General features: G+C 58.7%; 5 protein-coding genes and 1 pseudogene. 2 read left to right on the top strand and 4 right to left on the bottom strand.

Features of this window, described 5'->3' with window-relative positions:
- Positions 1 to 659, top strand: a 659-nt coding sequence (locus G3N64_RS37500; protein WP_205788647.1) for a chromate transporter, incomplete at its 5' end; no start/stop codon positions are given.
- A 415-nt stretch (positions 660 to 1,074) separates the two neighbouring features.
- On the opposite strand, the gene G3N64_RS37505 is transcribed toward G3N64_RS37500, so the two are convergent.
- The 4 genes from G3N64_RS37505 to tssI form a co-directional block, all read right to left on the bottom strand.
- Positions 1,075 to 1,362, bottom strand: coding sequence for a PAAR domain-containing protein (locus tag G3N64_RS37505; RefSeq protein ID WP_011885799.1), 288 nt, complete (start codon positions 1,360 to 1,362; stop codon positions 1,075 to 1,077).
- Between the two features lie 15 nt (positions 1,363 to 1,377).
- Positions 1,378 to 2,337, bottom strand: a complete 960-nt coding sequence (locus G3N64_RS37510) for a T6SS immunity protein Tli4 family protein (RefSeq protein WP_205788648.1) — start codon at positions 2,335 to 2,337, stop codon at positions 1,378 to 1,380.
- 98 nt (positions 2,338 to 2,435) lie between these two features.
- Positions 2,436 to 4,289, bottom strand: a complete 1,854-nt coding sequence (locus G3N64_RS37515) for a hypothetical protein (RefSeq protein WP_241021414.1) — start codon at positions 4,287 to 4,289, stop codon at positions 2,436 to 2,438.
- A 73-nt stretch (positions 4,290 to 4,362) separates the two neighbouring features.
- Positions 4,363 to 7,143 carry a type VI secretion system tip protein TssI/VgrG gene (gene tssI / locus G3N64_RS37520; protein ID WP_205788649.1) on the bottom strand — a complete coding sequence of 927 codons (2,781 nt, stop codon included), beginning with the start codon at positions 7,141 to 7,143 and terminating at the stop codon, positions 4,363 to 4,365.
- A 411-nt stretch (positions 7,144 to 7,554) separates the two neighbouring features.
- Between tssI and G3N64_RS37525 the strand changes: the two are divergent.
- Positions 7,555 to 7,681: pseudogene (locus tag G3N64_RS37525) on the top strand (IS21 family transposase); the annotation flags it as partial.

Consider the following 7,681-nt stretch of genomic DNA (forward strand, 5'->3'; position numbering starts at 1 on the left):
AGCCGGCACGCGGCGCCCACGACCCGTTGCCGCTGCACGTGTCGCCCCGCGCGGGCGTGCTGTGGCTCGCGCTGTTCGCGGCGCTCCTCGTCGTACTGCCGTTCGCGGCCCGCGCGCTGCGCTCCGACACGCTCGCCGTCGTCGACGCGTTCTTCCGCACGGGCGCGCTCGTGTTCGGCGGCGGGCACGTGGTGCTGCCGCTGCTGCAGGCGGCCGTGGTCGCGCCCGGCTGGGTCGGCGATGCGGCGTTCCTGGCCGGATATGGCGTCGCGCAGGCCGTGCCGGGGCCGCTGTTCACGTTCTCGGCATTCCTCGGCGCATCGCTGCGCAACGCGCCGACCGGCTGGCTCGGCGGCACGATCGCGCTGGTGTCGATCTTCGCGCCGTCGTTCCTGCTGGTGGCCGGCACCGCGCCGTTCTGGGAGCGCCTGCGACGCAGCACGCGGATGCAGGCCGCGCTTGCGGGCGTGAACGCGGCCGTCGTCGGGCTGCTGCTCGCCGCGCTCTATCACCCGGTCTGGACCGACACGATCGTGGCGCCGCGCGATCTCGCCGCCGCGCTCGTCGCATTCGTCGCGCTGGTGTTCTGGCGCGTGCCGCCATGGGCCGTCGTGATCGCGAGCGCGGCGCTCGGCTGGGGGATCGGCCTCCTGGCCTGACCGGGCAAACGCACCCTGTTCCATTGAGCCAAAAACAAAAAGCCCTCGAAACGAGGGCTTTTTTCCTGGGTGCCGCGCGTCGTAGCGGCGCGCAGGCGCCAGATGTCCCATGACAATAAAGTCTGGAACGTTTCGCAATTAAGTTTGGAACGCACCAACCTCGCACATGCGCAGTTGGAACAGGAAATCATCGGCCTCTTATATCACATTTCGTATGAAATTCTCGTTACCCATAAGCAGTTGCGCATTTCCCCTATGCCATCTGCGTTTTCAGCCTGACATGAAATCTCATTGAAAGCAAATTTCCTGACTTTTTTGTTCATATGCGCAATCGCAGTGGGCGGGTAAAGACGATCACACCGCTAGCGTTACGTTTGCGGAAAACTCTGGGTTGTCGACGACATCCACCGCGAGGTTAAGTGTCGCTACACGACGTCGTCTGCGAGGCGACCAGACGTGGTGGCGGAGAACAAAGACAGATGCAAAGATCGTCACTGAGCGCTGCCTGCCGGCCATCGGGACCGGTGGTGGAAATCCGCGGGCCATCGCACGCGATTTTCCCGACGGTTTTGCAGACTGGACAAAAGACGGGATCATGTTCGTAGGCTTGCTCGCGACCGTTTATCAGGTCTGCCCCATCCCCGCCCTGCACCACTCCGCCAACGGTTGTCAGATCGCCCTTCACAATGTCATAGCGCGGCATTCCTCCACCTCCTCCTTACTTCGCGGCACCACGATAGTGGAAGCTGTTCAGGACCGTATCCCACGCCTGGACGGCCTGTTCCTCGTTCACTGGTGACGTCGTCACGGAGGCGGGATTCACCGCGTCAGATTCCGCGCCGAACAACAATTGAATGGCGGTGTGCGGTTTTGATGGATCTCCCTCTACCCCGGCCGCCAACAGATAGAACTGGTACTTCTGGACGCCATCTTCATGGATGTCGACGAGAATTTCCTCGGCTTGAATGCCGGCGACTTGACGCTTGCCCTTTCGCAATACCTTATAGTGCCCCGCGTACGGCTTCAGCTGAGCCTCAAATTCCGAAAGCCCGCTCAACAGCGACGCCTTCTGATCGGCAGCAACAGATTCGCGCTGCTTCACGATCAGATTAGACGGTCGCCCCGGAACAAGACCGGCCGCGACGGTGGCATCGAAAGCCGGAAGTTGCTTGCCGCCGATCAGGCCGCCGTTAAAGCAAAATGCGCCATCGTTCGGCACATCCCCTTCATCACGCGGACGAATATTTCGCAGGATCTCGGACGCATTCTGGACCGCGCTCTGGTCATAGCCATCGCCGAACTTGTTCTTCAGGGTGAATTGCGTGTCGTGCGACCACGCGTACCCTTCCACGTCGTATGAGAGCTCGGCGGGCGGGACGTCGTATCGCCCGAAAACAAAGAGACGCGAGTAGTCATTGGGCTGTACCGCCTGATGGAGCCACGGTGTCTTCGTCGGCGAGAAGGAATTATGCGGATCAACCCGCAGCTTGGTCTTCAGCTCGTGCTCGCGCGCCTCTACTCTCCGTCCGAATTCCTGTTGACCTACGTTCTTCGCTACATCGATCGAGTACCCCATGTACTTATATTCTTGGTTGTACACCTCTGCATCATGGGGAAGGTCGACAACGAAACGGCCAATACACCACGGGCGGGTGTCATGCATCACGGGGGTGGTCATAGGCAACTCCGACGGATTACTCTTCGAGCACGCGGCCATCCCTACCGAGAAGGCCACGAGCGCGACTGCGATTCGATTTGTGAACTGGTTTAATGTTGTCATACGGGAACGTCGATCGATTTTGCGACCTTGACCATACTATAGAGTGTGGCCCACTTCGCCCACGGATGCCCGAAGCAGCCTTGGTGATCAAACCCGTTCTGCGTGAAGGCGATCTGCACACCCTTCGCCTTTTCGCCAGGGACACCGGCCTTCAAGCCACGTGCGACGGATTCCCCAGACCAGCTCGGCACCGTGCCATCCCCAAAGATCAAGCCTCGCTCCTGCGGAAAATTGGGATCCATGATCTCCGCAAAGAGTGTACAGACAAGCCCCTTGACGCGGATACGGACCTGGCCCTTCTGGTCGTCGCTCAAGAGTTCGGCCTTCATCAGGTCCTCTTCGGTCGTACCTGCTGGGAAGTCACCACGCCAATAGATTCGGCCGAAGGTGAGCAGCTTATCCGCTGGTGCGGTGGTCTCCTGCTTAGTAGGAGCCTTGGCTGTACCGCCCTTTGTCGGGTCAACCTCGCTCGACCGTCGCAAGGGACCGTTCCCGTAGAAGGCAAAGGTGTTCGGATGATAGTTGTTTATCAGTTGATGCTGCCGGTCAACCACGTCCTGCATTGTCGTCAGAAAGTTCTTCTGCAGCGTCATGCCAGGCTGAGTCGTTTGCAGGCGCTGTTTGGCAATTCCAGCAGGATCGAGCATTGCGTCGGACTGGTTGGGGACCAAGCCGTACCACGCCTGTGACGTGAACAACTTCAGCGTGTCGTTCTTCTTCGGCAGCGCGAGTACTTCCTGTCGCTTCATGTCGCGAACAACCCACCATGGTTCATAGTCGTGATAGTCGGGCATCGGAAGGAGCTCCAACGGCCCGGGTGCATTGACCGTGATTGCCGTGAATTCCGGCGCGTTTCGCCCCACGAGTACCTTATTGAGGATTGCCCCCTCCCCTTCAGCGCCGGCGCGAAACCGTCGTGCGGCCAAAGGTGCGCCAGTCGCTGGTTGGGCCCCGTGGATCACGGCGTACATCAAGTCTTCGTAACCCGCTATCACTGAAGCCATGCGGGCGACGAGCCCCCCCATGGAGTGGGTGATGATGATTGCCTTCTTTACTTTGTTCTCGGCGCAGATCTCCTTGATGCCCATCAAATGGTATTTCTTGTGGGTTTTCTGATCGACATAGTCGACGCCCTTCACAGCGTCTTCGGCTGACAGCAGATTCGATTGCAACCAGTTGTAGCCGATCGCATACACCGGATATCGGTACTGGCAGAACTTCTTAAAATCATCCGAGTCGACCTTAAGCGGGTCGATACCCGGACCATTCGCGCCGTAGCTCGATGGCGCTGTCCCGATAACCGGATTCAAAGTGAAGTCTTCACCTTTCGGGTCACCGCTTGCCCAGGCGCCAAGGAGCTTTCCCGCCTTCATCGGGTGGTTGAGCTCACGCTCAAGCCAAGCGAGCGATCCATGGTAACTCTTCGAATGGACCGACCCCCAGCCTCGCCGTCGCGCTTCGTCGGCCGTCAGATCGCAACCCGTCGTCACGATCGCGCCGAGCGTGGAGACGACTGCCGACGATGTGTCGTACTTTGTTTCGCGCTCCGACGCATCTGAGAAGTATCCATTCCAGCCGAATGCTATCGCAGCGCGGTTGGTTTCATTCGGCGGATTCCAAATCTCCTGCCCGGTATTTCTGTTGATGAGCAGGGAGCCCATCACCCCGGGAATAAAAATCACCGGGATAGGTGGCCGCGGATCGCAATGAAACTCTTTAGTGCATTTGTTGGCATCCGGCGTTAACGTCACCTTTGCGGACGACCCACCGCCTGGCTCGTGCTGCCCTTGAATGACGACCGTATCGGATTGCTTCGCTGCGTTGTTGCTGCCGGAATTGTTCGGACCCATACCGGTACCTACGATTACTGCGGTTGATCGGAGAGATTCAAGATGTGCTGATGGCGATCCACGATTCGGGCCGCTAGCCGACGTCGTTGAGCGTGCGAGGCAACACACGCACAGTCATCGTCTCGACGTCCACGTTCTTCTGCACCGAAGTCTTACCGAGTTCGTCCGTCACCCCCTTGATGACTGTTCCATCGCTCCGTACGAACTCGTACGGGTGATTCTTGAGCACTTCGCCTGTGATCGAGTGGCGAAGCACATAGGGGTCGTTGAACGCAGTCTTAGGCAAGCTGTTCATGTGTTCAGCAATCGAGCTCGGACCTTGACGGCTGAATGAGGCCGATTTGATCGTGCGAGGTCCTCGCGAGCCGTCTTCGATACCGTCCGCGGTGATGCGAATGTACGAGCCACCACACTTCAGAATCAGCTCCTGCTTCGCCTCGATTACGACTCTACTTTGATTGCTGGTAACCGTTACGTCACGATCGGCGAACAGGCTCAACGCGTCGCTTTGCGCAGCGATTTCGACCTTGCCCTTTGCAGCGAACAGCTTCATCCCCGCCTTCTGCACAAACAGGCTGATCTTTCCTGCGGCCGCAACGATGAGGGATTTGCCCGTGGCAAGGTGAGTGTGTTCGCCGCTGGTCAGATTGATGTGTCGATCCGCTGCGATGCTAGTCGACTGTCGGGACGTTAATCCGATATCGGCTGGCGTGGCCATCATGATCATCGGGGTGGCGAATCCGTTGGCCTCCCCTGTTCCGCCGCCATCGGTCCTGCCCCCTGACGTTTGTCCTGAAATGGGATGCTCGGTGGCTTTGGCTACGGCTTTCAGAGTGTCTTGACTTCCCTCCAGCGACTCCGCCTGCGCCGTCGCGCTGGCGCTTGATAGCGATTCAACAAGCATGCCCGATCGCGTCAGCTGATCCCTCGCCTCAACGACGTCGAGCTGCTCTGCGTCGTGCGCCTTGGCATGCGTACTCAAATAAAGGCCGCGGTTCGCTCGTACCGCGCCGTAGTCGTCGGTGTGAATCTGGAAACCGGCACCAAGGTAACGCCCACGCTTGTTCCGGTCTTGGCTGATCAGATATCCCTGATGGAACGAGCTGTAGCTTGAACCCGTGAAGGAGGTCAGTCGCGTCGCACCTTGATTGGTTGAGTCGTCGTGAACGAACGAGTTGAAAGCGCCCGTACCGCCGAACCCACTCGACTGAAAACCCGATAGCAACACATTCGTATGCCAAGGCGGTGGAGTCGTACCGCCATTGAGCCGTCCAAGCACGAACGGGCGATCACAATCGCCGCCCCAGTGGCTAATCGCCACCCATTCGCCCGCGCGCGGAACGTGTACGGAGCCGTACGAATTCCCAGTGTCGGACTGCAACGACAACAGCAACGGCGATGTATTGAAAGCCCCTGCAGGACTCTGGCGGTCCCATGCGTGCCGCACGCGAATTCGATTCGATTCGTCGGCCCAAGCTTCTTCCCCCTCTGGCGCCACCACGATCGCATGCTCGATATGCATGATTGGTTTGCGGTGCTCGAACGGGCTCCGATATTCGATAGTCGTGGGTTGAGCTTCGACGTCGACGACGAAGAATCCAGTTTCGCCGTCGGCCGGGTGTGGCGGCGACTGGAAATCGCTCCCGCGAACTGCTTTTGCATCGGAAACTCGCCGCTGCAAACTGTGCGGGAAAGCAGCTCCCTGGCGAGCGATAGGCACATTATTTTCGACGAGCCATCGCGCTTCGATCGCGACAAACTCGCGGTGCTTGGCGTCCGGGTTCGAATGCCGGGGGTGGTCGTGCAGCACGAAACGCGTCCCAGCGTCGATCCATCGCAATCCGGCGACTGCCACGTAGCGCAATGCCTGTGCATCCCAGGCCTGCGTATGCAATTGCGCGCGAGATCCACCGGCATCTGTGGTGGGATACCCATACGGCGTCGATTCGAAGACCTCCATTGGCACCGTCGGGATGCTTTGCGTTTCACGTTGTCGCCGCTGCTCGATCTCGTAGGTCGTCGACTCGATTTCGCTAACTGCCTCGAAGTCGTAATTCGGGCGCTTGTAGTCGAATGAACGCGTTGTATAACGCACGCTTTGGAGCGTCTGGATAGCTGCCCATTGCGCTACGCCATTGCTTTCATTGCTCGCGTTGCCGCGGGTATAGGTCGCATCCTTTGGCTGGGGTAGCGAGGAAAGACGGTCGACGATGACCAGGGTCGTCTTCGGTGGCTCCCCTGACTGGGTGGTCGCGTGTTCCCAGTAGAAATACCAACCCTCATCCTCGAGCAGTCGATGGACGAAATTCAGGTCGGACTCTGCCTGTCTGCAATACGAGCGCACCCGCGGGGTGCTGACGGTGTCGAATCGATAGAGACCTTGCAACTGCGGATATCGGTCGAACACATTCGCCAGAATCTCCCGTGCATCCTTTTCGAGCCAAAAATGATCGTCGCGGGTATGCCCGAGGAAGTGCAAAGCCGACGAGATCTCTAGCTGGTAGACAGCCAGGCCACCATCTGCACCCAGCATCCCGATACGGTGTACAAAGCCGTGGACGGGAAGGTAGGTCGACTCAGCGAATGGCGCGGTTTCCTGCTGAATCCACAAAGTGACGGCCTGATGCATCAACGACAGAAGCGTAAGATCGGTGCGCATCGACGCTACATCGACAGTCCACCGATAGTCGCGCCCTATTTTTGCATGACCCTCGGCACGTAATGCAACGAGGGAATTCGCGCCAAGGGGCGTATCGAGTTTCAGCAGCCGATCATTCTGCAAAATGCCCCGGTGAAAAGCGTCAAAAAGACCGCTCGACGACAGCTCCCCGACCGAGGATGCCTTGGCTTCCATTTTGTTCTTCCTTCCTCTCAGATACCCCGCACGGCCGCGGAGGCAAGAACGTCCGGACCGGTGATCACGTCGCTCTCACTGTATCGAAATCATTGTTGGGAAAATGTAGGCGACGGAGAACGACGCTCATCCCATTGATACGCCAAACATCGCATCAAATCACCAATATGATATCGCACGCATTTGACGATATTTCATACTCGATCGAACCCAGAAACACGACGTCGCCACACCGTCTTTGCGAAATTCTGCACAAATTCTGCCCGCTGTTTTTGCAGTCTTTCACGATGAAATGTTGATCGAGCGGGATTTCTGACGGCACCTTGACCTACTTCGACACGGCCGCGGGCGATGCCACCCACGTGGTCAGTCTCCAGTTCCACTGCGACTTCGGCGCAGTGTCGCGGTGATGATCGTACACGCAAGCGCACGCTCGACGTCCACAGTCTGGCTCACGAGATCCGCATCTACGAAGACGGTGAACTGCTGGCGGTTCATCCTGTGCTGGAAGGCCGGCGACGAACCTCGCTGTTGCCCG

The organism is Burkholderia sp. Ac-20344 (assembly GCF_017104975.1).
Taxonomy (GTDB): Bacteria; Pseudomonadota; Gammaproteobacteria; order Burkholderiales; family Burkholderiaceae; genus Burkholderia.

What these genes read in the sequence shown, in the direction of transcription:
- G3N64_RS37505 (WP_011885799.1), bottom strand. Translation starts at nt 1,362, where the DNA reads ATGCCGCGCTATGACATTGTGAAGGGCGATCTGACAACCGTTGGCGGA.
- G3N64_RS37510 (WP_205788648.1), bottom strand. Translation starts at nt 2,337, where the DNA reads ATGACCACCCCCGTGATGCATGACACCCGCCCGTGGTGTATTGGCCGT.
- G3N64_RS37515 (WP_241021414.1), bottom strand. Translation starts at nt 4,289, where the DNA reads ATGGGTCCGAACAATTCCGGCAGCAACAACGCAGCGAAGCAATCCGAT.
- tssI (WP_205788649.1), bottom strand. Translation starts at nt 7,143, where the DNA reads ATGGAAGCCAAGGCATCCTCGGTCGGGGAGCTGTCGTCGAGCGGTCTT.